A 22,448-nucleotide genomic window follows, 5' to 3' on the forward strand; every position below is an offset into this window, starting at 1 on the left:
TTATGATGGTCTTCACTTGTTCCGTTGTTCACTCAGGGGTGCTCCAGTCGAGCTGGCCACTGGAAAGACGCTTGGCGATGTCCTTGGGCGCCGCCTGGACTTGCAGGGTTTCCATCCGGCCGTTGCGGTTCAGGCTGATGGAATTGTCGCCGATGGCCGTCACACGATAGCCTTCGAAGCTGTCGCCCACGCTCACCACGTGATTCTTGCTCTTCAGGCGCACGATGGCGCGCGGTGATTCGCCCTTGATGGTGCAGGACAGGCGCGGGCGGCTTTCAAGACTGGCCAGGAAACTGGCGTCATCCAGCAGCAGGCTGCGCGCGATCACCACACGGGTGATTTCGAGCGGGTCCTTGCTCACGTTGAATTCCTGTTCCTGGATGGTGGCAAGGGTGTTCTCCATCCGGTCCACGGTTTCCTCAAGATCCTTGTCACTGCCCACGGTGATCTGCGGGCGGTTGGCAAGTTCCTCGACCTTCTGGCTGAGCTCCCAGCCCTGCCAGCCGAAATAGACCAGCGCGCCGACGAAGAGCAGCATCAACAGGTTCCAGAACAGTTGGGAATAGGTTTTCATCAGTTGTTCCCTTGCGCGATTTCACCCAGATCGCCTCGAACCAGGGTCAGTGTGGACAGTTTGACCATGAAATCGTGCGACTTCAGGTCGTCGAGGGTGCGTGCGAAATTCAGCTTGGTCAGATCGTTGTCAATCTTGAACAGCTCCATCATCACCAGCCGGTCCGACTGTTCCATGCGATTGATGAACTTGCCGAATTTGTTGTACGTGCCTCTGAAGCTCACTTCATAGGGAGTGCGCACGTAGTTGGATGCACGGTCCTTCTCGTAGGTCTTCATTCCGGTGATCTCACAGTTCAGTTCCGTGAGCACCGTGATCATTTCGTTGATGAAATCCACGCTGGCTTCCTGCACAAGGTCATCCGCCTTGTTGCTGGCCAGGTTGTTCTCGATCAGGTTTTCCACCCGCACCAATTCGCTGGCAAGAATCTGGGCACTGATCAGTTTTTCCTGCTCGAATTTCAGTTTGGATTCGAGCGAGATGAAACGGTCAGGCTTGGGCGGGTATACGTTTGTCAGATAGTGGTTCAGTCCAAGCGCCAGCGCGATGAGCAGGACATAACCGACGATGATCCGTTGCATGGCGGGGCGCTCCTCAGGATTTCCTGGCGTTGAAGTTGATGGTCTTGCTCAGGAACTTGGGTTCGATCTTGCAGCGGATCTCGAACTGCAAAGCAGGCTGATCCTGGGAAATGATGTCCGAGCTGGAAGCGAACTGGATGTTGGAGAAGTTCTCGTTGAAGTCGGGGTTGTTCTCCAGGCGGTGAACGAAATCCATGACCAGGTCGATGGGATCCTCGCCCTCCTTGACCTTGTGCAACCCGACGATGTACAGGTTGCCCTTCTCGAAGCGCACGTCGGTCAGCGCCATCTGGCGGGTGGTTTCCTCACCCAGACCGATCAGCTTCTTGGTCCAGAGCAGGCGTCCCTGTTCCAGGGCAGCAAGATTCAGGATGTCGCGCTTGCTCAGGTTCTTGCCCGTGCGCTGGAGCTTGGCCAGCTGGGCCTGGACTTCCTCGACCTGATTTTCCTTCTGGGCCAGCAGATCGTTCAGCTTGTTGTTGCTGTCGTTGATCCACCAGACTTCGGAAGCACCGATCAGGGCCAGCACCAGCAGCAACAGCCAACGCTGCAGCTCCATCTGGCGCTGGATATGGGCGACTTTGTCCTCGCCCTTGTTGAGGTTGATGTGATAGACGTGTTCCACTATTCCCTCCTCAGTGCCAGACCCAGGCACTGGGTCATCTGGGAACCCCAGTGTCCAAGATCGGTCCGGCTTTCGATCTGTTCGGCCGGGTTCCAGACCGCCACCTCGACGCCGAACTTCTCGGCCAGCAGCTCGGGAAGGCCGCGGAAAGCCGCGCCGCCCCCTGTGAGCCAGATCTTGACGAAGTCACTCTGTCCGCTTTCCTTGACGTAGTAGCGCAAGGTGCGGCGAATGTCATCGACAAAATCTTCCAGCACGGTACGCGACTGCAGGGACAGCGCAAGACCGCCATTGCCCTCGGCGCCCGTTTCAAAGGCGGCCACGCCTTCGCTGGTCTTCAGCATTTCGGCTTCCCGGTAGCTCACGCCCTTCAGCTTGGCGATGCCCGCGGTGAAATGGTGTCCACCAATGGGTACGTCGCGGTTGAAGAGCTTGCTCTTGCGCCCGGTCACGATGAAGTTCGTGTGACGGGTGCCCAGATTCAGGAACAGCAACTGCCCTTCGTCCGGAAGCTCACTCAGGAAGCTGTAGGAATTGAGCACGGCCAGCGGGTCGATGTCGACCACACCGGGACGGAAGCCCGACTCCTTGAGCACGTCCTCGTGAAAGGCGTACATCTTGCGGGTCGTGGCCACCAGCAGGATGCGCAGCTTCTGGGGATCGGTGGGATCCTCGCCCAGCACCTGATGATCGATGACCGTATCCGAGTCATCCAGGGGCAGGTGCTTGCGGGCCTCGAACACCAGACTGGTCGCCAGCTCTTCCTCGGCCATCTGGATGGACGAGATTTCCTTCATGCTGGTGGCCACCCCGCCGATCGACGAAACAAGTTGTTTCACCTTGGCCGGCGAGATCTTCAGGTCGTTCATCAGCGACTTCACAGCCACGATGGTTTCCGCTTTCCGGAACTGGGTGGGATCGTATTCTCCCTCGAAGGCGATGGTTTGCACACCCGCCTTCAACACCCGGTGGGAATTGCGGTGATTCTCCATCAGCACGGCCTTGACACTGTGTGTGCCAATGTCCAGGCCCAGCGTCTGATTGGATGGTCCTCCAAAGAACATGTGCGCTTCCTGTAATAGATGGACTCAGTGACTGTCCAGGTTCATTGGGTTGTCTCTGCCTCCAGCCCATTGTCCACCCGCAATTGCCGCCAGCGCGGATAATCGGGCAGCACCATGGCTGTCGTGATGTCTTGATTTCCATTCTCGAAAGTGGCCCGGATCCAGACCGGCGGCCCCGCCACGAAGAAGTTCTCGTCGTAGCGATACTGCTTGGACGCGTAACCGATGGTGGCCGGGTCGTAGATGCCCAGAGGGTTGCGCTGCACGAAACCGCGAACCGCCTGCACCATGCTGCCGCAGAGCCAGATCGTTCCGCGACGGTCGTTCTGTCCCGTGTTGCAGGAATAGTTGACAGGGCGCCATGGCGGGAAGGCGCTGACGCGCGGTCCGCCCTGGGTCAGGGCCCGGTTGCGGCTGTAGTTCCACATGTGGTTGACGTTGTTGGGCACGCGCCCCGTGTCACACTCCTCGGCCTGCACCGGACGCACGCTGGAGCCCTGGACGATGAACTGGTTGGTCACACTGGAATGCCAGTACTCGACTTCGAAACTGCAAGCCTTGGCCATCATGGCGGCCGTGATGATCACATCCTTGCGGCTCTGCTGGCAGGCGGTGACATTGCTCACACCCGTGTGGCCGCACAGTGTGCCGGGGACCTGCTCACCGTTGAATGCACCATTCTCGGCGGTGGCCGCGATCACGATGTTGCCTTCGCTGGCCAGACCGATACGGTTGGGCGAGCCCAGGGGCACCATCCCGAATTCCGCGTCGTCATTGCAGGGGGCGAAGCGCGTATCGGACGTGTAGACATTGTCCATGACGTAGAGGGTGTCGCTGGCGAGCACCGTGATCTGGCCCGTGACTTCACCGGAAATCCGGCAGACTCCCTTGGCCCAGATCAGCTGGGTACCGTCGGCCTGGGGAAAGTTCTGCACCAGCCCGCGGTAGTTGAATTCAGGGCTGCCACCAGTGCGCGGGTCGACGTAGAGGGTGTCTCCATACCAGGTGGAATCGCTGCGCTGGGTGGCCGTTCCTCCGTAGACATGGTTGGCCATGAAGAAGGTGGGCACGTACTGGGTGACCCGATACTGGCGCCCCTCCAGCCAGATGCGCGTAGTCAGCGGGGCATGCACGTTTCCGAAGCTCTCCAGCACCACGCTGTCGGCATAGGTGTGTGCCGCCGTATGCGATCCCTTGAGCTGCTCGATCGCGTCTACCGGGGGCCATTCGTAACTGGGGTAGGGGAAGCGATAGCCACCCTGGAAGACCTGGTCGTACTGGGATTCGGTGAGCCCGTTGATGGTCTCTTCGGTCTGGGTGAAGAAACCGAGGAAGGTCGGTGTGGAGCCCGGGGTCACGTTCATCTGGCCGTTGATGTGTATTCGGCCGCGGATGATGTCCTGTCCGTAGAAGTTCACCGGCGCGTTCTCTGGGGAAATCTCGCTGTTGGTGAAGTAGAGGAACTTGGAAAAGTCACCGAAATCGAAGGCGATGGCGCTGGTGTGCGACACCTCGAATTCCTTGGTGCCGCGGCGGTAGGTCACCTTGCCTTCCGCGGACACGAAGTAATAGGGCTTGCGCGAGTTCTTCTCCGCCACGATTTCCTTGTAGGCGTTGCCACTGGCATAGCTCATGCGCTGGGCACTGTCATCGCCCCAGTTGTCGCTGCGGATCGGTTCCACGAGGTTGATCGGGGTGACCACGACACGGCCCTGCTGGGCGTTGTAGCCTTCCACATCATTGAAATAGGACTGCACGGAATAACTGGCCAGCACGTACTCGCTGCAGTAGCGGGCGTGCACACGGGCCCGCTCGCGCATGTACTGGTGCTGGTATTCCTTGGCCTGAATGAAATAGGCGAAGCTGACCGCAACCAGTGCGGTCGTCATGATGATGGCCGCCACGAGGAACGCACCGCGGTCCTCGCGCAACCCTTTCAGGTCGAATGTGATTGGCTGAGTGAGCTTTTTCATGGCCACTCCTTGGTGTTCGCTTCGGGAATCCGGCTCTCCCTTTCCGGACTCCAAAACAATGCTGGCAGTACGCGCCAGCCAGCATTCGCGCCGGGAAGACACCCGCGGTGCCCTGCAGTCCCGACGCCGGTGTGACCCAGAGGGTCACCGGTTGGCGCACTCAAGCCCCAACCACGGAGTCGCGGATCAGCCGTTGGCGGCCTGCAGTTCACGCACCCGTTTGATCTCGACGTTCGGGGTGAAGACCACCCGCTTGAACTCGCGTTCGATGTACCAGTCGTTCTGCAGGGTTTCGTCGGTGAGACGCACCTTGAGATACACTTCGAACAGGTTGCGCGCCACGAAGGCGTCCACGGCGGGACGGTCGTTGTAGTGCGTCATCTTGTAATCGATGATCTCGATCTTCTGGCGCACGCCTTCGAAGCGATCCCGGTCCAGCTCCACGGGCGGCCAGCGCCGCAGGAACTGCGCACTGCCCTGATTGTCGGACATTTCGACGTTCAGCTCCGATGCCTTGGAAAAGCGCGTGTCCTGGGTGAAGCCCACATTGCGTGTGCCCAGATAATCGAATTCCAGCTCTTCCTTGCCCGAGCCACCCGAGTTCGCGCCAGCCTGCACCACGCTGGAGGTTTCCAGCGAGCGCACGGTCTCGTCCATGACCATCTGGCCGTAGACCAGGATGTCGTTGGCCAGCTTGTCACGCACCAGATGCTGGGCCAGAGCCAAAGAGGCCTGGAACAGGCCGATGGACACCACACCCAGAATGACCACCGCGGCCATCAGCTCGACAAGGGTCGTGCCGCGCTCATTCCGCAGGGAGGCAATCAGTCGGTTCATCTTGCCCTCCTTCCTAGTAGCGCGGGTTGATCGCGGTGGTGATGGTCTCGCGGCGCACTTCCCGCCCTTCGGGCCAGGTGACACTCACGGAGATTTCGTAGTAATCCACGCCCGCCGAAGAAGGCACACGCCGGATGCGGGCTGCGGGCTCGAAAGTCGCCAGTACCACATCGTTGCGGCCGCGCTTGTTCACTTCAATGGGCACCGAGATGCGCGAGTTGGGGCTCTGCGCCTGGGGGCCCTTCACGAAGATCTCGGCCTTCCAGTACTCCACTTCATTCTGGAGCGCTTCCAGGGCCTTCAGGCGCCGGTACATGTTCAGATTCTGCTGATGGGCCTGGAACACGCCCTTGAAGACGGCGGTGGAGGTGATGACCACAATCATGAACCCCATCACCAGGGAAGGCAGAAATACCCCCCCCCGATCGTCCGCCAGTTTGCTGCAGGTTGTGTCGCTCACTGTCGCCTCCTCATTCCACCGGAGTGGAACCGCTGGGTCTGGCCGGGCTCTCCCTCCGGCCGGATCTATCAACGCACGACGGGCTGCGGGACCTGTCGCGCCGGGACCGCGCATCCCTGCCGGGGCGCGGATCGGGCTTGTGCCTCTAGTAGAGGTCGCCCATTTCGGACTCGAGAGCCCGCGGGTTCTCGGCGATCTGCAGGGCCACCTGACGATCGACGCGGCCTTCGCGCACCACGCGCAGCAGATCGCTGTCGAGGCTGTGCATGCCCTGCTTGCCACCGCCCTGGATCACGTTCGGGATCTGGAAGATCTTGTCTTCGCGAATCAGGTTGCGCACGGCCGTGTTGGCGATCATCACCTCGGTGACCGCGGTCCGGCCCTGACCGTCCTTGTTGGGCAGCAGGCGCTGGGCCACCACCGCTTCCAGGGATTCGGCCAGCATGCTGCGCACCTGCTGCTTCTGGGCCGCCGGGAAAATGTCGATGATGCGGTCGATGGTCTTGGTGGCGCTGGGCGTGTGCAGGGTGGCCAGCACCAGGTGCCCGGTTTCGGCCGCGGTCAGAGCCAGCTGCACGGTTTCCAGGTCGCGCATCTCGCCCACAAGGATGACATCGGGGTCTTCACGCAGGGCGCTGCGCAGCGCATTCGAGAAGGAGTGGGTGGTGCTGCCCAGCTCGCGCTGGTTGACCATGCACTTCTTCGACTGGTGGAAGAACTCGATGGGGTCCTCGATGGTGATGATGTGCTTCTCGTAGGTCTCGTTGACGATGTCCACCATGGTGGCCAGGGTCGTGGACTTTCCGGAACCGGTGGGGCCCGTCAGCAGCACGATGCCGCGATCCTTGAGCGCCAGGTCGGTGAGCACCTTGCCGGGCAGGCCCAGCTCTTCGAAGGTGCTGATCTTGTCGGGGATGGTGCGGAACACGGCCGCCATGCCCAGAATCTGCTGGAAGAAGTTGACGCGGAAACGCGCCAGACCTTCGAGCTTGTAGGAAAAGTCAACCTCGAACTTGGTGTCGAAGATCTCCACCTGGCGCTCGTTCATGATCTCCTTGACATACCCGGCCATGGTCTCCTGTGTGACAGGCGGGAGAGCCAGTTTCTTCATGTGGCCATGGATCCGGATCATGGGCGTGGCGCCCACGGAAAGGTGGAGATCGGATGCTCCGTTGCTGACTCCGAAGCGCAGCAGTTCGTCGAGGTTCATTCCATCATCCTGAAGTGAAAGTGGGTCCGTCGGGCATCCAGCGCCCGGAACCCGGTGCGGGCCGGGTTCCGGGGCAGGAATGTGTCAAGCAACTATTCGCCGGTCTCGGACTTGGGGAAACCATAGCCAGACCAGGATCCGTTCTGGATGTTGTAGGTCACCACGTTGCCGGGTCCGCCACGCATCTCCGCGGTGGAGGTGGCCTGGATCTGCTGGTCACCGATCAGGGCAAAGGTCCAGGCGCGCTTGGTGCTCTCCTGAAGCTCCACATAGCCCTGCTCCTCGAGGAGGGTCAGGTCACTGGGCCAGGTGCCCACTTCCTGCTCGTAGATCTCGGCGGCGTTCATGATCGCGTTGATCTGGACCTTGGCGTCGGAGGCACGGGCACCCTTCACCATCTGCATGTACTTGGGCACGGCGATGGCGGCCAGAATGGCCACCAGGATGACCACGATCAGGACTTCGACCAGCGTGAAGCCTCTGTCGTCGCGCTTGAAGATCTTCATCTCTGTACTCCCTTCGTCTCTTGGGTTACTGGTTGTCAGTCATTTGCAATTTCAAGGTAACGCGGCTTCGGCATGCCACAGGCACGGAAACCACGGTCAAGGCGCGAACAGTCCCGAACTGGGATGGAGAGTTGCTCTGTGCCTGCCTGGCAGGCTGACAAAGGCGGGGAGAGGGGGATTGCGGGATCCCGATAGACTGGCTCTCTGACAAGCGCGGAATTTATATCCCTGACCGCTGGTCTGCAACCGGCAGCGCAAGGAATCACCGGACGCCTCAGGACATTTCCAGGACCTCGGCACGAACCAGGCGGTGCTTGCACCTGACTCGCCTTGTGGCCGGGGTTCCTCTCGACCCTGTTTCCTGTCCCAACGTCCCTGGAAACCACCCGCGGGAGGGTCGTTTCCATGGAACCAACAGGACCCGCATCGCAATTACTTTGCCAGTTGCCCGCAAATGCAGGAATCCGGGACGATTCGTGTCCTTTGGCGGGAACCCGGCGGCCGTCGTCCGGAAAACCAATCCTTGAGGATCGGACAGAAACATGCTGCCGGGTGCGCGTCGATCAGCCGGAGTCAAGTACCGGAGACACTTGGCGTCTGACAACGGATCGGGGATCAGAGTTTCGCGAATGGCGCTGATCGAGAAAGGGGTCGGGAGAGGGTCCCCGAAAATATGATGTCCGTGCGGCCGGGAAGATCCCGATTGGTGTGGGAAACAGGTCGGCGTGGGTACCCGCGCCTCCGGAAGTCCGGCCCAACCTTTACCAGGCACGCCGGCGGCGGAACAGGGTGTAAACAACTCAAGACAGGATCCCGGAAGATTGTCCGGACATGAACCACCCGCGCGGGACGGAATGCCTCAGAAATCCAGTTCGAGGGATACCCGATGACTTGCACCCAGATCATGGGCCAGGAAGGCATAGTCCACATTGACACCCTTCCAGCGCACACCGGCGCCCATGGTGCCATCCAGGGAAGACAGCTTCTCGCCCTGCAGCCCACCCCGCAGGAACAGGCTCTGGAAGAGATCCAGCTCGCTGCCGAGGTGCCACTGCCCTTCCCAGGCGGAATCCTTCTCCAGGGCCAGACGGTATCCGACGGGCAGGCTGGCCAGGCGATCGCGCCAGGCGATGCCTGACTTGACATTCAGGGCGAGAGTTTCGGCACGCCCCGTATCCCATTCGAGATCCTGGCTGTAGATGTTCTGCAGACTGAGCGCCAGAATCAGTTCCTTGGGCGAGGGGCGTCCACCACTCGCGGGTCCCTGGATGATCATCTTCACGCCCAGATCCATGCCCGACGCACTGGCCGCCACATCGTCCAGATCCTGGTTGATCACGCGCCAGGACGCACCCACCGCCAGCCTCGATGGCAGCACGTTGCGCACCAGCCCGCTGCCCATCAGGACATCGAACCAGAATTCTCGGCTGATTCCCGCGGTCAGGGCCGAACTGCTGCTCTTGAACGTGCCCAGCGGATCGCCCGTGCTGCGGTCGTCCGGATTGCGCAGATCGCGCCCGGGCAGCAGATCGCCGTAGCGTGGAATGCCATCGTCCATCTGGAGCTGCATGCCCAGGGACAGCGCCCAGTGCTCGCGCAGCCTCAACTGGGCGGCCGCCGTCTGCAGGGTGGACAGGCCATCGAAGAGCGACACGTTTTCGGCGTAGAGCTTGATCGGTCGTTCATCGAGCACGAGCGCCGGATTCCAGTAGAAACTGGTCGCCGAAGCCTTGCTGGTCCCCCAGGCACCGCCCTGTGCGGCCGCCGCGGCTCCGGTGCCAAGCGTCAGGAAATCTGCCGTGTACCAGGGATCCGCGGCCCGGGCCGTGCCACAGCCCAGCAGTGTGGCAAGGCCCAGCAGCAGGGGAATTGGGTTCCTCATTGCAGCCTCGCCAGTTTGTACACTTCTTCCACCGTGCCGCCGGGATCAGTCGCCTTGAGTTGCAGGTAGTACAGGCCATTGGCCAGTTCATGCCCGCGGTCGTCGGTGCCGTCCCAGTTGAATTCATCGTAGCCGATGCGCGGCAGTGGCACGTTGATGGTTTTCACGCGCCGGCCCGCCGAGGTGTAGATCGTGAAGCTGAGCGTGCGGGGAGCGCCCGTCAATTCCCAGGCGAAAGTCGTGTGTGACGCGAAGGGATTGGGATGATTCGCGAAGAAACGCACGGCCAGTTTGATGGCCACCTGGAACTCAAGTTCTTCAGTGGTCGAGTTTCCCAGCACGTCCGCCGCGTCGATGCGCAGTGTGTGTGTGCTGCCCGCCTCCAGCTCGCCGGGAGTCCAGCTGATCAGCACGGTGGTGCGGTTGTCGCTGAGTTGCAGGTCCGCGAAATCCACTTCACTGCCATCGAGGAACAGGCGCGGCGGCAGGGCCCCGTCCCCCACGTCCACACCGGCAGGGTCGCTGATCACGATCTGGAACACGGGGGAACGCGGAACACGGTCGCCGGGGGCGAACCACTGGCCGTTGACGTCCACCTGGATCGAGGGTCCCTGGTCGTCGTCAAGCCGGAATGGCAGCAGCAGCCCGCCTTCGGCATGCAGTTGCGAGTCCAGCAATGGGCCGCCCGGGTTCTCGGTGCGAGTACCGGCCTGCATTACCCAGAGCTGGCGCTGCGCGTTCCAGCGCCCAAGGGCAAGACGCGGAGATTCCTGAGCTGTGAGCTGACTGCCATCGGCCAGGCGGAACAGATTGGTGCTGTCCAGTTGGCAACGCACACGCACCCCATTGATATCTGCCAGTTCTCCGCCGACCTGGAGTCGTGGCACCAGGCTGAGCACGCCGGGTGACTGCGGATCCTCCACCAGCGGCGCCAGGCCGGGGGCCAGGGCGGACCGTTCAAGTTCAGGCAAGGCTCCGGAGACGAAGGAACTGTCGATCTGTACCACCTGACTCAGCGCCCCGGTACCGGCAAGCAGGCTGTAGCGCGTGGGGTCCAGGGCGATTTCACCGCCGCTGCCCTGTCCGGGAGTGAGGAGGATGAACCCATCCTGCTGGCTCACGGAGTTGAGCGATTGCATCACGCCCGCGGCGTCCCAGACCGGCCCCGTGCTCAGGCGCAGGGACGTGGGTCCCGCCGGGATGTTCAGCACACGGTCCCAGACATTGGCTCCATTCAGGACGGCCACGGAATCGGAGAGCAGTTCCGTGTCCGTGAGCTGGTCGTGCAGCACCAGACGGGCGGACAGTGGCTCACCCATGCTGTTGACGCTGAAACGGTGCGTCAGACGTGTGGCGCTGGCATCGCCCGTGATGCGCAGGCTGTCCGCGAAGGGTTGGATCTGTTCCTGCGAACCGATGGCGAACATGCCTCCGGGAATTTCCTGGACCACCTCGTTGTTGTCCACGAGGAAGGAATAGTTGACCAACCCGAGCTTGTAGTCGAACTGATATTCCATGGAGTACAGACTGTTGGGCGTGGAGGGCAGACTGGGAATCACCAGTCGCCAGCGTCCTCCGCCCAGAGATTCCATTGGCGCCACCGAACGCTGGTTCGACAGCGGTGTACCGCCGGGAAGCAGAAGGTTCGCCTGCAGGCGCGCGTTGGTGAATTCGGGCAGAGTCTCCAGCTCGATGGTCATGGGCTGGCCGCCGATGCCCTGCTCGGGACTGTGCGACCCCACGCCCGGTGAACTGGAATTGATGAAGACAGGAATCGACCCGATCGCCCGGTTGTCGCCGGTGTCCATCGCGAAACGGATCACACCCCGGTGGCTCTCGGTCTCGGGCAAGGAAGGCACCGTCATGTTGACCGTGGCCGCCCCGTTGAATGCCACCTGCGTGACGGCTGCCGCGCTGCTCACGTTCACGCCACGCCGCCCCTCGAGCCAGAGTTCGGCACGCACGGTGCCGCTCAGCCCTGGTGGATCACTGCTCAGTTCCACGCTGATGGCATCACCGCTGGCCACGTTGAGCCAGTCCGCACCGGGCAGCAATCTGTACTTCGGGAAGGCTGGCTCCAGCGCGGGGTCGCCCAGCAGATTGAACATGCTGATGTGGTTGCGTCCCTGACTGATGGCGTACATGGACATTTCGGCCAGCAGAATGCCCTGGCCGAAGGTCCGGGCCCGTTCATCGTAGAAGCGGGTGAAGTAGTTGAGCACGAAGGGATCGTTGACCTTGATGTAGGCCTTGGCCGCTGCTCCATAAAAGGCGATCGCACCCGCATTGGGCTGCTTGAGCAGCAGTTCGGCCATGCTCATGCTGTCGGGGTCGTCGTAATACCCCACCAGGCAGGACCAGGCGAAACAGATCGGATACTTGCCCTGGTTGGTCAGGAAGCGGATGTCCGTGGCCCGGAAGAGGGCTTCGCCCGCGTAGATGCCCACGTTGCCGTGTCCATTGTAGGAGTTGACCAGCGAGCCCGAATTGAACTGGTCGATGAATTCGACCGCTCCACCGTGGTAGATGCTGTTCGAGCGCACATGGATCTGTTTGAAGCGCTGAGCGGGTGGCACCAGATTCTGTGTCACGTAGTTGTCGCCGGCCTCGAAGTCCAGGTCGCCGTTGTCGGCGCAGAAGAGGCTGGTTTCCATCCAGGGGCCCTTGACCACGTGTTCGCGGTACTGGCGATGCTTTTCCAGATAGGCCTGCAGCTGGCTGCGATTGGCCACCGAGAAGCGCCCGATCATGATGTCCTGGAAGCGGTCGTCCGGCCCGCCCACGATGTAGCTGAACTCCTCGTCGGTGGCGGTGGGACCGCTTTCCGAGTTGGTCCAGACCCAGTCGGTGGGCACCAGTGTCTGGTAGATCTGACCACCCCCCACATCCATCAGGTTGGCGTTGCTGGCCTTGCCCACCAGCAGCATGTAGGAGGGCAAGGGTGCCTGCCAGTGATCGAAGACATGTCCCAGAAAGTCATGGATCGCGGGCGTGCTCAGGTCGCCCGCATTGAACTCGTTGAAGATCGCGTCCACGTCCACCAGTTTCACCGTGCGGAACTGGCTGTGGTAGGTCACCAGGGATTGCAGGTCCTGATGGAATTGTGACGGTGCCACGATCAACATGTCCGCCTGATTGTCCGACGAATGCAGGTTGAGATTCTCCGTGATCTTGAACTCGTCGGGTGACTTCAGCGAGTTCTCCGCCACCAGGTGAATCACGCCGGTTCCCACGGGCACGGGCACCAGCCAGGCTCCGGTCAGCTCGGGGTCGGGTCGGCAGCCGGTGATGAATGCGGTCTCACTGAAGGCCAGCAGATTTCCCGTGACCCCCTTGACCCGCAGCACGCGCACGAACGCACCGTCCCCAAAACTGGCGTCCGTGATCGGCACGGTCAGATGGCCGTCGTCCAGGCGGATCTCGCGCAGGTAACTCAACTCGATGCGATTGAGGTAGTTCAGATCGCTCTGGTTGCCGTGATCCAGAGGCAACTCCACCTGCACCGTATTGTTGCCGGGCTGCAGCAATGTGCCCGGCAGGGGCCACCAGGCACTCTGACCTTCTTCCTGCAGACGGTACTCCAGATCACCCGCGAACACATCATTGACCCGGAAGATCAGGTGGTGATCGGGCGACGAGGCCTGGATGTCGCTCTTGCCGCGGCAGGTGAAGCGGATCCGGTCGGTGCGGGAACTGTCGGCGACGGGCCAGGGAATGTTCAGGGTCTGGGTCAGGGTACCCGGTGTGCCAATGCGGCTCAGCTCACGCCAGAACCAGTGATCCGTCTCCTCCGGGGCGCTTGTGATGCGTTCCAGATGCGCCCAGACCCGATTCTCCTCGAACAGGCGATCCTGGACGAAACTCTCGCGTGGCTCCTGCTCGCCCGGCACGGTGGCGTCCAGCAGGTAGCGCTGGCTAGAGCCCTGGTCCCAGCTCAGGAAATAATGGCTGGCGGGCCCGAAGAAGGACTTGGGAAAGTTCTCGCCTTCACGTTCCTCGCCGTGGAAGATGAAGTAATCGCCCGCATCCATGCGGCCGTCATTGCCGTCGCTCATCAGAATGGGCACCTGGCTCTCGCCTCGCCAGAGCGCCAGACGCGAACTCTGGATCTGGGCCACGGGCACCCCCTGCGCAGCCAGATACTCGGTGGTGACCTTGTAAAGCCCGTCCGTGGACGTGCTCAGTTTGTAGATCTGGTTGCCCGCAAAGGCCGGGTGCACGGTCCGCATAGGAGAATCCGCGACGCGCGCACGTTGCCAGGCCCGGGCCTGGGCTGCATTCAGCAGGCGAGCGTCAAGCAGTTGATCGAAATCCGGGGATTCCGCGCGCGCGGGTTGAAGCGACTCCCCCGAGGAGGGCGAGCGCCGGAATGCCAGTTCGTATTCACCGGCGCGCATCAGGCTCCAGCCATCGTCCCAGGTGGCAAGAGTCAATACAAGACGCTGGATCCGCTGCTGGCGCATCCAGCCCTCGTTGGCCAGCTGGGCACCGGGCACCAGCGATACCGAGACCGGCATCGGCTCGGACAGCATGTCCTTCTCGGGAAGAGGCGGAGGTGCCAGGTCGGGGTGTTCCAGATCGCGGGTCAGTTCCCGCAGGTACACCCTGGCGTCGGCGGGGATGCCCAGTTCAATGGGCTGGATCAGGCGAGCGCTGCCATTGGATTCCACCAGGAACAGGGCGTCCCGGGAGGCAAGTTGAAGCTGCTCGCGGCCTTCGACCGTGTCGCGACGCACGCTGAGGTCGTCCAGTTCAACACGGAACCGCAGGCCGTCTTCGTCCTGGGAGAGTATCCGGACAGTGGCGGCCCGGGACAGCCCCGTGCACAGCAGCAGCCCCAGGAGCCAGACCCGCCAGTCAGCGGGAACGATACCAGCGGACGAATTCCCGGAGGCCTTGTGGAACACGGGTCGTGGGGGTGTAGCCATAGGTCTTCCTCGCGTGCTCAAGATCCGCCCAGGTCTGATCCACATCGCCGGGCTGGTTGGGCATCCAGCGGATCTTCGCCGATTTTCCAGTGGCCACCTCGATCTCGCGGATGAGTTCCGCCAATGAAGTGGTCTGTGATTCGCCAAGGTTTACAATATCGTACCCGAATTCGGTAGAAAGAACACGATCGATGCCCTGCACGATATCCGCGATGAAGGTATAGTCCCGGCGGGACGTCCCATCTCCGTAGAGCGTCAGTTCCTGCCCGTGTTCCACCTTGTGCACGAAGTTGTGAATGGCCATTTCAGGACGCTGCCGGGGCCCGAACACCGTGAAGAAGCGCAGACATGCGATCTGGAAACCATGCAGCTTATGCCAGGTGTGACAGATCAGTTCCCCGGCCTTCTTGGTGGCCGCATAGGGGGAGATGGGATTGTCGACCGAATCCGTCTCGGAAAACGGCACTTTTGGGTTGTTTCCGTATACGGAACTGGACGAGGCGAACAGCATGCGGCCCACACCGGCACGGCGCATGGCTTCCAGCAGGACCATGGTCCCGCGGACATTGACATCCTCGTAAAGCAGGGGATCTTCGATCGACGGCCTGACTCCCGCGCGGGCGGCCAGGTGAACCACGGTATCGATCGGGCTGTGGGCGAACAGGTCGTCGAGGCAGGCGGCATCGCGGATATCACCCGTGACCAGCCTGTAGGCAGGATGAACCTGAGCCTGACGGATATTGGCGTGCTTGATGGCGGGGTCGTAGAAGCTGTCGAAGTTGTCAAGCGCCGTCACCCGGTGCCCCGCCGCGAGCAGATGGTCGCACAGGTTGGACCCGATGAAGCCCGCTGCTCCTGTCACCAGGACATGCATCAATACCTCTTGTTGTCTCCCGCCACAGGGGTGAAAGTGGGCACCAGCACCTTCAGGTCGGCGACGATGCGCGCGTCGTCCTTGAAATCCAGTTCCTCAAGGATCTGGGAGATGTTTCCGTTCAGGACGGTCTGCTCGGCACCTTCTTCGGCAAGGGCGATGTTGATCTTCTTGTGCACGGTGGGAATCAGCTTCTCGTTGTGCACCCACAGCTCTTCGCTCATCTTCTCGCCGGGTCGCAGGCCCACTTCTTCGATGTCGATGTCAATGCCCACCTTCAGACCCGAGAGCGTGATCAGGTTGCGCGCCAGATCGATGATCTTCATGGGCGTGCCCATGTCCAGCACGAAGATTTCCCCACCCTGCCCGATGGCGGCCGCCTGGATCACCAGCTGCACCGCTTCGAAGATGGTCATGAAATAACGCTCGATGTCGCGGTGGGTGATGGTGATCGGTCCGCCGCGCGAGATCTGGCTGCGGAACAGGGGCACCACCGAGCCGGCGCTGCCCAGCACATTGCCGAAGCGCACCGTCATGAACTGGGTCTCGCTCTCGCGGGCCCGGTCGCGCACCACCAGTTCGGCCACGCGCTTGCACACACCCATCACACTGGTCGGGTTGACGGCCTTGTCGGTCGAGATCATCACGAACTTGCCGACCTTGTGTTCGTGTGCCGCATTGACCAGGATCTTGGTACCCAGAATGTTGTTGCGCACGGCCTCGCGCTTGTTGCGCTCCATCATCGGCACATGCTTGTGTGCCGCCGCGTGAAACACAACTTCGGGCCGGTAGGTCCGGAAGACCCAGTCGATGCGCGCGGGGTCGGTGATGCTGCCCACCACGGGCACCACATTGTTCAGGTCGGCACGGCCACTGAACTCCTGCATCAGGTAGTACAGACCGTTCTCGTTGTGGTCCAGACAGATCAGCTGACGCGGGGCGAAGTTCATCACCTGGCGGCAAAGCTCGCTGCCGATGGAACCGGCTCCGCCGGTCACCAGCACGGTGCGGTCGGTGATGAAACGGCCGATGCTGGGCAGGTCCAGCTTGATTGGATCACGGCCCAGCAGGTCCTCGAGCTGGACTTCCTTGAACTGGCTCAGGCTGATGTTGCCATGAATCAGGTCACGCACACCGGGCAGCTTGCGGAACTGGACATTGCGCTCACGGCACTGTTCCACGATGCGCCGGATCAGATCGGCGGGGGCGCTGGGCACCGCGATCAGGACCTGGTCGACCTGATTGCGTGACAGCACACCGGCCAGGTCACTGGAGGTGCCCAGAACCTGAATGCCGTGGATCTGCTTGTAGACCTTGGAGCGGTCGTCATCCAGCAGGCCCACGACCTCGTAGTTCATGTTGGGGTTGAACTGGATTTCCCGCAGGATCGACTCACCGGCGTCGCCCGCGCCCACGATCACAACGCGTGACACATTGCTGCGGTCCATGGGCCTGTAGGTCCGCAGCGCACGCACCATGAACCGGCTGCCGCCGATCAGGATGATGTTGAGGATGTAGTCGGCGATGACCGCCCACTTGAGATACTCGGGCACCTCGATCTTGAGCACACCGTGGGCGATGATGTAGGTGGCCAGCAGGAAGAGCAGCGTGCCCGTGCTCGTTGCCCTGAAGATGTTCTTCAGGTCGTCGATGGACGCGTAGCGCAGGATGCCCTTGTAGAGATTGGACACGCTGTAGGCCAGCAGGCGCACACCCGCCATCACGCAGAGTGCCTGCAGGAACAGAGGCATCCGCTCGGGAGGAATCTCGCCCAGACCGATGATCAGGAAGGCGAAATAGAAGGCGATGCAGGAAAGCACCACATCCATGCTGAGGATGTACCACTTCCTGTGGACGCGTAATTTGTTGATCATGTCCAGTGGAGAGGTTCCGCTTCTTGACGATGGCTGCGGAAAGTCCGAAGACTCCCCGCAGCCCCGTGATCCAGTGCGTGTTCAGAGTCGCAAGCAAGCGCGACCCGCGCAGTCGTTTGAATGTCCGACAGTGTGGGTCCGGTGATCAGGCCTTGGCGATCTTCTCGCGCCCGACCTTGATGTCCTTGGTGGCGTTGCGCGTATCCACCACCAGCTTGGAGTGCTTGACCACCATCTCGTAATCCACGTCATCGTGGTCGGTGGAGATCAGCACCGCATCGTAGGTTTCCAGCATCGCGGGCGACAGGTCCACATTGGTCAGAGTGACATTGAACCCATGGTAATGCTCGGTGAACTGGGGGATGTAGGGGTCGTGGTAGTCGAGCTTGGCGCCACGCGCGACCAGCTGCTCGACCAGCTTGAGCGACGGGCTCTCGCGCAGGTCGTCGATGTTCTTCTTGTAGGCCATGCCCAGCAACAGCACACGGCTGCCACGCAGACTCTTCTCGTGGTTGTTCAGCTCATGCATCAGGCGGTTGGTGACATAGCGCGGCATCGAGGTGTTGATCTCGCCGGCAAGCTCGATGAAGCGGGTGTTCACTTCGTATTCCTTGGCCTTCCAGGTGAGGTAGAAGGGATCGATGGGAATGCAATGCCCGCCCAGACCGGGTCCGGGATAGAAGGCGTGGAAGCCGAAGGGCTTGGTCTTGGCGGCGTCGACCACTTCCCAGACGTCGATGCCCATGCGGCTGAAGACGACCTTGAGCTCGTTGATCATGGCGATGTTGACGCCGCGATAGATATTCTCGAGCAGCTTGGTAGCTTCGGCCACCCGGGTGCTGGAAACGGGCACGGTCTTCACGATCACGTGGTTGTAGACCGCGCAGGCCAGCTCGGTGCACTCGGGATTCAGACCGCCCACCACCTTGGGAATGGTGTGCGTATTGAAATCGGGGTTGTTGGGATCTTCGCGCTCGGGGCTGAAAGCCAGGTAGAAATCCTTGCCCGCGACCAGACCGGTGGCCTTTTCGAAGATCGGGGCCATCACCTCGTCCACGGTACCCGGGTAGGTGGTGGATTCCAGCACGACCAGCTGGCCCTTGCGCAGAGTCTTGGCGATGGTGTGGGTCGCGGCCAGCACGGGGCCCAGATCGGGAGCCTGGTGCGCGTCCAGCGGAGTGGGCACCGCGATCAGGATCGCATCCACCTCGCTCAGACGGTCGAAATCGGTGGTGGCACTCAGCAGGCCAGTCGCAGCCGCCTTGGCGATGCGCGCCTCAGGGATATGGCGGATGTAGCTCTTTCCCGCCATCAGCTTCTCGCACTTGCTGCCGTCCAGTTCGAAACCGACGGTCTTGATGCCGGCCTCGATGAACTCGAGAGCCAGGGGCAGGCCCACATAGCCAAGGCCGACAATGCCGACCACGAACTGTTTATTCCGGATTCTGTCCAGCATCTGATGAACTCCTGATTTGAAGCTTCTGCACTCGTTCCGGCACGCTGGCCGCAAACGTCCCAATGACTCGAATCTGCCTGCGGAAGGAGTACGAAGCCGGTGAATATTGCACAATCCGCTTTCGGATGCGACTGCCACAGGCTTCGATGACGGGATCCACCCACAAACACCCCGGCTTCCGGATCGTCGGACGTGTCCTTCCGGCGTGCCTCCTAACATCGGCAGGAAACGGTGCCCGAATTACAGGAGTTGCAGTGAGAGCCCCGTGAGTGGGGCATGGATTCCACGGATTCGGGGATGGGGCATGTCAATCATAGCCGCGGCTGAATGCCGATTGCACCGCACTCGGTCGCAATACTGCCAGTTCTTTCGGCGTGACGGAGGTCACGCCGATCAAGCGGCCAAGGACTAGATTGGTCCGCGTCGGGCTACTCGCCGGATTGTGCTATGTTCGCGGCAATCTTCAACGCTGTTAACTGTGAATTTAGCCGTTGAAGGTCAGGTCCGTTCGGGTCGATAACCTCTTTCAAGATCGGGCAAGGGAATGCGGCCCCGGCTCCCGATTGAGGTCGACAAGGATGGATGTTGGCCACAAAAAGCAAGATCAGACCAATTGGGTGGAATCATCATGTTTCGAGCTGAGGCCCGCCGCGTCCCCCGGGATCGCGGGTTCGCTTTTCTCCTGCTTCTGCTGATCGTCAGTGGGTGTGCCTTGCGTTCGCGTGAGCACCTCGAGCCCGCGGTGGAAGTCTACGAGGATACACTGGCGGCTGCGGCCTTCCAGGTTCTTGAACAGGCGCAGCCTGCCAACGGCGCACCGTCCATGGACCGTCCGGACGGCCGCTACACTCTTCAGCCCGCCGACGAATTCCGGGTCTCCTTCCCCCGGATTCCCGAGGAGAACTTCGAAGGTGTGGTACGCCCCGATGGATACATCACCTCTCCACGTTACGGAGATCTGATGGCCATGGGTCTGGCCGGACACGAACTGGCCGACAGCCTGGGCGCACTGTACGCGAAGGACTATCTGGGTGTTCACCCCACGGTCACACTCACCAGAACCGGTTCCCAGTACGTGTATGTCTACGGTGCCGTGAAGACTCCCGACCGCTATGAGTGGGATGGCAGTCTGGACCTGCTTTCGGCGCTGACCATGGCGGGCGGACCGGACACCCGCGGCAAGCTGAAGAGCGTGATCGTCGTGCGGGTCGGCTATGGCGGTGTCTACACCTACTCCGTGCATGACCTGCAAAGCATGCTCTCGTCCACCGGCACTGCTCCGATCTGGCTCCAGCCGCGGGACATCGTGATCGTGCCCAACCGCCTGATCAGCGACATCCAGCAATTCATCAGCGATTACATCATGACCTGGATTCCGCCGGTGGACGCATTCATCCGGATGCGCTACTACTGGCGTCTGGGCAATGATATCCTGCAGCCATAAGGCGGAGTCCGGATGTATCTGGCACACTACGGATTCCACGAGGAACCCTTCTCGATCACCAGCGACCCCAAGTTCCTGTGGCTGAGTCCACAGCACGAGGAGGCCTACGCCCACTTGCTGTATGCCATCGAGCAACGCAAGGGATTCGCGGTGCTCTCGGGAGACATCGGGACTGGCAAGACCACCCTGATCAACAGTGTGCTGAATCGTCTTGGGGACACGGTGAAGTCCGCCGTGGTCTACAATTCCTCGCTGAACACGGATGAACTGTTCCAATACCTTTTTCGTGACTTCGACATCGCGGCGAAACCCGCGAACCGGGCCGAAGGCGTGATCGCCCTGAACGACTGGCTGCTTGAACAGGCCCGCCAGGACATCAACACGGTGATCATCATCGACGAAGCCCAGAACCTGAGTCTGGCCACCCTGGAAGACCTGCGCCTGCTCTCGAACCTTGAAACCGCCAAGCGCAAGCTGCTGCAGATTCTGCTGGTGGGCCAGCCCGAACTGAACGACAAGCTGGCCGATCCCAGCCTGCACCAATTGCAACAGCGCATCGCGATCCGCTATCATCTCAAGCCCTTCAAGGCCGATGAGACGCGTGCCTACGTTCAGCATCGGCTGAGCCTTGCCGGCGGTCCTGCAGCGAGCGGCATCTTCGACGGTGGTGCACTGGGCGTGATCCAGGAGATCTCGGCAGGCGTGCCCCGCGTGATCAACCAGGTCTGCGACACGGCCCTGCTCAAGGGCTACGGCAAAAGCCTGAAGGTGCTTGACAAGGCATTCCTGCAAAGCGTTTCCAACGAGGAATTCGCCTTCCGCAAGCAACAGCCCAAGGTACGCCCCATGGAACCGACCGTGGCTGCACCGACCACGGTGGCGGAGTCGCGCAGGTCATCCCGCATGCCGTGGCTCGTGGGTCTCAATCTGGGCATTCTGGGACTGTTGGCCTGGGCCCTGTTCCTCCGCCCCGGGACAGGCACTGAACCAGCGGTCGCCAATGACAAGGAACTGGCCACTCTCCAGCAGGAACTTGCGGCCGCCCGCAACAGCGTGAGCGACATGCAGCGCCAGCTGGAAGAACTGGCCAACAGGCCGCTGGGCACCGCCGAAGCCAGTGCTGTTCCCGATCAGGAGAACACCAGGCCCCAGGCGCAGGAAACCGTGCGGACAGCCGACGTGACCGAAGAGAGCGAAGGCACCGAAGGCAGCCGCGATGCCCAGGGCAATACCCTGGTGCGCATCCGCCAGAATGACACACTGATGAAGATCGTGACACGCGAATACGGGCAGGCCGACTGGGACCGCATCCAGCAGATTCTGACCCTGAATCCACGCATCAAGAACCCGAACCTGATCCGTATCGGAGATCTGATCCGGATTCCCGCACCCTGAAGCAACGGGAGGACACATGTCGGTTTACCGCGACATGTTGAACAAGCTGGACAACGACACCGGGACCGAGACCCCGCTGGTGTCCACAGGAACCCATCAGGTCAACACCGGATCCTTCCGGCGCGATCTGGGCAGCCTGGTCCAGTTGCTGGAACGCTACCAGAGCGCGAACGACCTGCGCTCCGTGATGTTCACCAATGTGGATGCCGAGGCCGGCGTGAGCAGCATCGTCACCCACACGGCGGGCATCCTGGGGGAAGTCTACCAGCAGGATGATCGCAGTTCGGTGCTCATCGTGGATGCCAATTACCGCTCCCAGACACCGCCGATGGCGCTTGCGGGACTGAAGCGCGGCGACGCCCTTGCGCGCTTCATGACCGGAGATGAGTCCATCGAGGCCTGTGTGCAGGCCAGCGAGCTGACTCGCGTGGACATGCTGCTGGGGCGCAGCCCCGATTCGAGCTGGATGACACGCCTGCCAGAGAAACAACTCCGGGCCCGCATGCAGCAATTGCGTGAACATTACCGTTGGGTGCTGCTGGACATGCCCCCCATGGACACTCCTGAGAGTCTGACCTGGTCGGCCGTGTGTGACGGGGTGATTCTGATCATCGAAGCGGGCAAGACCCGTCGCTATGCGGCCCAGGCAGCCGTGGAGCGCATGAAGTCGCACAATGCGAACCTGCTGGGCTGCGTGATCAACAAGCGCCAGCAGGTGATTCCCGAGTTCATCTACCGCTGGTTGTTCAAATAGGCAGGACCCGA

At 61.4% G+C, this 22,448-nt stretch carries 17 protein-coding genes; 3 read left to right on the plus strand and 14 right to left on the minus strand.

The window, feature by feature from the left end; genetic code table 11:
• Positions 1-28: 28 nt before the first annotated feature.
• The 14 genes from H6678_01460 to H6678_01525 all read right to left on the minus strand — a co-directional run bounded on the left by H6678_01460 (position 29) and on the right by H6678_01525 (position 18,844).
• Positions 29-574 (minus strand): hypothetical protein, encoded by a 546-nt coding sequence (locus H6678_01460; GenBank protein MCB9472455.1) that lies wholly within the window; start codon positions 572-574, stop codon positions 29-31.
• Positions 574-1,155, minus strand: coding sequence for a type 4a pilus biogenesis protein PilO (gene pilO / locus H6678_01465; protein MCB9472456.1), 582 nt, complete (start codon positions 1,153-1,155; stop codon positions 574-576). Before pilO ends, H6678_01460 begins: the two co-directional genes overlap by 1 nt.
• A 13-nt stretch (positions 1,156-1,168) precedes the next feature.
• The gene (locus H6678_01470; protein ID MCB9472457.1) at positions 1,169-1,780 is read right to left on the minus strand and encodes a hypothetical protein; all 612 of its coding nucleotides are present in this window, start codon (positions 1,778-1,780) and stop codon (positions 1,169-1,171) included.
• Positions 1,780-2,844 (minus strand): type IV pilus assembly protein PilM, encoded by a 1,065-nt coding sequence (gene pilM, locus H6678_01475; protein ID MCB9472458.1) that lies wholly within the window; start codon positions 2,842-2,844, stop codon positions 1,780-1,782. The genes H6678_01470 and pilM overlap by 1 nt, the downstream gene beginning before the upstream one ends.
• Before the next feature lie 41 nt (positions 2,845-2,885).
• Positions 2,886-4,817 carry a hypothetical protein gene (locus H6678_01480; GenBank protein ID MCB9472459.1) on the minus strand — a complete coding sequence of 644 codons (1,932 nt, stop codon included), beginning with the start codon at positions 4,815-4,817 and terminating at the stop codon, positions 2,886-2,888.
• Between the two features lie 186 nt (positions 4,818-5,003).
• Positions 5,004-5,654, minus strand: a complete 651-nt coding sequence (locus H6678_01485) for a prepilin-type N-terminal cleavage/methylation domain-containing protein (protein ID MCB9472460.1) — start codon at positions 5,652-5,654, stop codon at positions 5,004-5,006.
• 13 nt (positions 5,655-5,667) lie between these two features.
• Positions 5,668-6,114 (minus strand): hypothetical protein, encoded by a 447-nt coding sequence (locus H6678_01490; protein ID MCB9472461.1) that lies wholly within the window; start codon positions 6,112-6,114, stop codon positions 5,668-5,670.
• A 145-nt stretch (positions 6,115-6,259) separates the two neighbouring features.
• Positions 6,260-7,324, minus strand: a complete 1,065-nt coding sequence (locus H6678_01495; GenBank protein ID MCB9472462.1) for a type IV pilus twitching motility protein PilT — start codon at positions 7,322-7,324, stop codon at positions 6,260-6,262.
• 92 nt (positions 7,325-7,416) lie between these two features.
• Positions 7,417-7,830 carry a prepilin-type N-terminal cleavage/methylation domain-containing protein gene (locus H6678_01500; GenBank protein ID MCB9472463.1) on the minus strand — a complete coding sequence of 138 codons (414 nt, stop codon included), beginning with the start codon at positions 7,828-7,830 and terminating at the stop codon, positions 7,417-7,419.
• 859 nt (positions 7,831-8,689) lie between these two features.
• A complete protein-coding gene (locus H6678_01505) occupies positions 8,690-9,712 on the minus strand; it encodes a hypothetical protein (GenBank protein ID MCB9472464.1) in 1,023 nt (340 codons plus the stop codon).
• Positions 9,709-14,640, minus strand: a complete 4,932-nt coding sequence (locus H6678_01510) for a hypothetical protein (protein ID MCB9472465.1) — start codon at positions 14,638-14,640, stop codon at positions 9,709-9,711. Before H6678_01510 ends, H6678_01505 begins: the two co-directional genes overlap by 4 nt.
• Positions 14,570-15,514, minus strand: a complete 945-nt coding sequence (locus H6678_01515; protein ID MCB9472466.1) for an SDR family NAD(P)-dependent oxidoreductase — start codon at positions 15,512-15,514, stop codon at positions 14,570-14,572. The genes H6678_01510 and H6678_01515 overlap by 71 nt, the downstream gene beginning before the upstream one ends.
• Positions 15,514-17,388, minus strand: coding sequence for a polysaccharide biosynthesis protein (locus tag H6678_01520; protein ID MCB9472467.1), 1,875 nt, complete (start codon positions 17,386-17,388; stop codon positions 15,514-15,516). The genes H6678_01515 and H6678_01520 overlap by 1 nt, the downstream gene beginning before the upstream one ends.
• A 145-nt stretch (positions 17,389-17,533) precedes the next feature.
• On the minus strand, positions 17,534-18,844 hold the full coding sequence (locus tag H6678_01525; protein MCB9472468.1) for a nucleotide sugar dehydrogenase: 1,311 nt from the start codon (positions 18,842-18,844) through the stop codon (positions 17,534-17,536).
• A 628-nt stretch (positions 18,845-19,472) separates the two neighbouring features.
• Between H6678_01525 and H6678_01530 the strand changes: the two genes are divergently transcribed.
• From H6678_01530 to H6678_01540, 3 genes are read left to right on the plus strand one after another with little or no spacing between them, the layout of a single operon-like run.
• A complete protein-coding gene (locus tag H6678_01530; protein MCB9472469.1) occupies positions 19,473-20,288 on the plus strand; it encodes a hypothetical protein in 816 nt (271 codons plus the stop codon).
• A 12-nt stretch (positions 20,289-20,300) separates the two neighbouring features.
• The gene (locus tag H6678_01535; GenBank protein ID MCB9472470.1) at positions 20,301-21,683 is read left to right on the plus strand and encodes an AAA family ATPase; all 1,383 of its coding nucleotides are present in this window, start codon (positions 20,301-20,303) and stop codon (positions 21,681-21,683) included.
• Between the two features lie 16 nt (positions 21,684-21,699).
• Positions 21,700-22,437 carry a hypothetical protein gene (locus H6678_01540; protein ID MCB9472471.1) on the plus strand — a complete coding sequence of 246 codons (738 nt, stop codon included), beginning with the start codon at positions 21,700-21,702 and terminating at the stop codon, positions 22,435-22,437.
• The last annotated feature ends 11 nt before the right edge of the window (positions 22,438-22,448 follow it).

This window comes from Candidatus Delongbacteria bacterium, from assembly GCA_020634015.1.
Lineage (GTDB): Bacteria > CAIWAD01 > CAIWAD01 > CAIWAD01 > CAIWAD01 > JACKCN01.

Excerpts from the sequence above, each read along its gene's own strand:
- H6678_01460 (MCB9472455.1), bottom strand. The coding sequence starts at position 574 with ATGAAAACCTATTCCCAACTGTTCTGGAACCTGTTGATGCTGCTCTTC.
- pilO (MCB9472456.1), bottom strand. The coding sequence starts at position 1,155 with ATGCAACGGATCATCGTCGGTTATGTCCTGCTCATCGCGCTGGCGCTT.
- pilM (MCB9472458.1), bottom strand. The coding sequence starts at position 2,844 with ATGTTCTTTGGAGGACCATCCAATCAGACGCTGGGCCTGGACATTGGC.
- H6678_01480 (MCB9472459.1), bottom strand. The coding sequence starts at position 4,817 with ATGAAAAAGCTCACTCAGCCAATCACATTCGACCTGAAAGGGTTGCGC.
- H6678_01485 (MCB9472460.1), bottom strand. The coding sequence starts at position 5,654 with ATGAACCGACTGATTGCCTCCCTGCGGAATGAGCGCGGCACGACCCTT.
- H6678_01495 (MCB9472462.1), bottom strand. The coding sequence starts at position 7,324 with ATGAACCTCGACGAACTGCTGCGCTTCGGAGTCAGCAACGGAGCATCC.
- H6678_01500 (MCB9472463.1), bottom strand. The coding sequence starts at position 7,830 with ATGAAGATCTTCAAGCGCGACGACAGAGGCTTCACGCTGGTCGAAGTC.
- H6678_01505 (MCB9472464.1), bottom strand. The coding sequence starts at position 9,712 with ATGAGGAACCCAATTCCCCTGCTGCTGGGCCTTGCCACACTGCTGGGC.
- H6678_01510 (MCB9472465.1), bottom strand. The coding sequence starts at position 14,640 with ATGGCTACACCCCCACGACCCGTGTTCCACAAGGCCTCCGGGAATTCG.
- H6678_01515 (MCB9472466.1), bottom strand. The coding sequence starts at position 15,514 with ATGCATGTCCTGGTGACAGGAGCAGCGGGCTTCATCGGGTCCAACCTG.
- H6678_01520 (MCB9472467.1), bottom strand. The coding sequence starts at position 17,388 with ATGATCAACAAATTACGCGTCCACAGGAAGTGGTACATCCTCAGCATG.
- H6678_01525 (MCB9472468.1), bottom strand. The coding sequence starts at position 18,844 with ATGCTGGACAGAATCCGGAATAAACAGTTCGTGGTCGGCATTGTCGGC.
- H6678_01530 (MCB9472469.1), top strand. The coding sequence starts at position 19,473 with ATGTTTCGAGCTGAGGCCCGCCGCGTCCCCCGGGATCGCGGGTTCGCT.
- H6678_01535 (MCB9472470.1), top strand. The coding sequence starts at position 20,301 with ATGTATCTGGCACACTACGGATTCCACGAGGAACCCTTCTCGATCACC.
- H6678_01540 (MCB9472471.1), top strand. The coding sequence starts at position 21,700 with ATGTCGGTTTACCGCGACATGTTGAACAAGCTGGACAACGACACCGGG.